Raw genomic sequence first — 1,865 nt, 5'->3', positions numbered from 1 at the left:
CCCAGGAATACTCCTCCGAATTCCTCCCAGCTCAGCTAGGGATATGACGAGGCGCCTCGCGGCGCAGGTTCCTTCTTCTTGGTGTCCACGCTGATCACCGGGTCTCCGGCGTCGCGATGCTCGCTGGCCTGATCGTTGACGGTAACTATTCGGTGATCCCGTCCGTGACAAGTGTCAGTCGGGGGCGGTGAGGATGCGCCGGAAGTGCCGGTGGAGTGGGTAGAGGTAGACGTCCTTGACCGGTAGCGCGTGCTGGTGCCGGCGGTCGAGTTTGCCTCTGCCTTGGGTTTGTCCGACGTGGATCCAGTTCGCGGCGCGGTAGCTGGCCGCGGTGAATCGGCCGGTCTCGACGAAGGTTTCCAGCAGCACCGGGGTGTAGCCGTAGCGGTCGCGCCAGTCGGCGGGGAGCCGGCGGGCGGCGCGGGCGAGGATTGTTGAGGCGAGGTGCGGCACCCGCACGTGGGGGCGGATGAGGAACCGGGCGTTGCCGACGACGAGGTGCAGTCGCTGTGCGCGGGTGGCGGGGTCCCAGCCGATGTGAGCGTCGCGGGGGGCGCATTTCCACGCGGCGGCGGCGAAGCCGAGCGCCGCCAGGGTGCCGGCGTCGGTGTGGACGAGGTAACGCAGTTGGGCGCCGGCGAGTGGGGTGTAGCCGAGGTAGTGGTGCGCGGCGATGAGCGCGTTCCATGTCCGAGACTCGGCGGCGGTGGCCACGACGGTCAGCCGCAGCGGGCCGAGGTCGGCCAGGGTGCCGGTGATCGGCGCCGGGTCGGTGGGCAGGGCGAGTTGCGGGTCGGGGTGGCGGTGGCGGGCGTGTCGGCCGTTGCCGTTGCCGTTGCGCGGCGGGGGCAGGGTGATCAGCCCGTCGTGGTGCATGCGGCCCAGCGCCACCCGCGCCGACATGTCCTTTCTCCGCCCGTCGGGGCGACGCCAGTGCAGCGCGTCGCAGACCGCGTCGGCGATCGCCCGGCGGGTGGGGAGCGCCGCGGCCAGGGCGCGGATCGTCTCCAGGTCGGCCGGGGTGAAGGTCCGCCCGCAGTAGCGGACCGCACCGGAACTCGCCCCGGTCACGGCGCCGGCCCGCCGGGTGTAGGCCGCCAGCCCGCCAGGTCGGCCGGGTTGGCCGCCCAGGGGAAGAACCGGGCCAGGTCGGCGTCCTCCGGCGGCTTCCCCCCGGCCGCGGCGCAGGCGTCGAGGTAGGCGGTGAGGTAGGCCAGCGGGTTACACCCGGCCCGGTCGGCGGTGGCAGTGACGGTCCAGGCCCGGCTCGCGAGCTCAGCGGCCCACACCGATCCCGAGCCGTAGTAGTTCTTGCGTCCGACCACCGGGTTGCGTAGCGCCCGGTCGGGTAGCCCCGGCGCATTGCTGCGCCGGGGCCCCCTCAGAACCGGACGTGCCGGCTTTCCCGGCATCTCGGCTCAAGCAGGCCCTGAAGGCTTGCGGGCTGGCGGAAGTGCTGGTCTGGCAGCCGTGGTGCGTGACTGACAGTGGGTGTGGATCAGACGCGGTTCCGTGTCGTCCGGTGGGCCCGTCCCGATGACGGCGATCGCGTGCCTGGTGATCGCCTTCCGGGTCGCCTTCAGCCACCGTTCCCATTCGTCGGGGCTGGTCGGCTGATGGTCGGCGTGCAGGAGGAACCCTCCGCAGATCGCGCACCTACCGTGTTGCGTCTTGAGCAGACGCTGGCTGGTGCGGTCCAACGGTGGTTCGGGTCCGGCCCTGCGGCACCGTCTGGCCCAGTACTCGGCCAAGGCCGGGTCGTCCGGTGACGCCCTGCCCTTGACCAGGTCATGCCGGACGATCTTCGTCCAGGAGAACTGGAGGAGGTAGCCGCCGCTGTCGCGGTCACCGAAGATCCACCGGTC

The 1,865-nt window shown here is 71.4% G+C and carries 2 protein-coding genes and 1 pseudogene; all 3 read right to left on the bottom strand.

Annotated elements, in window-relative coordinates:
• Positions 1–174 precede the first annotated feature (174 nt).
• A complete protein-coding gene (locus tag VGR06_RS15265) occupies positions 175–1,071 on the bottom strand; it encodes a Druantia anti-phage system protein DruA (protein ID WP_327559729.1) in 897 nt (298 codons plus the stop codon).
• The gene (locus VGR06_RS15260; protein ID WP_327559728.1) at positions 1,068–1,325 is read right to left on the bottom strand and encodes a hypothetical protein; all 258 of its coding nucleotides are present in this window, start codon (positions 1,323–1,325) and stop codon (positions 1,068–1,070) included. Before VGR06_RS15260 ends, VGR06_RS15265 begins: the two co-directional genes overlap by 4 nt.
• Positions 1,326–1,418: 93 nt before the next feature.
• Positions 1,419–1,865, bottom strand: a pseudogene (locus VGR06_RS15255) (hypothetical protein); the annotation flags it as partial.

This window comes from Actinophytocola sp. (assembly GCF_036002505.1).
Lineage (GTDB): Bacteria > Actinomycetota > Actinomycetes > Mycobacteriales > Pseudonocardiaceae > DASYTH01.
This window is presented reverse-complemented; position numbering and strand designations above follow the sequence as displayed.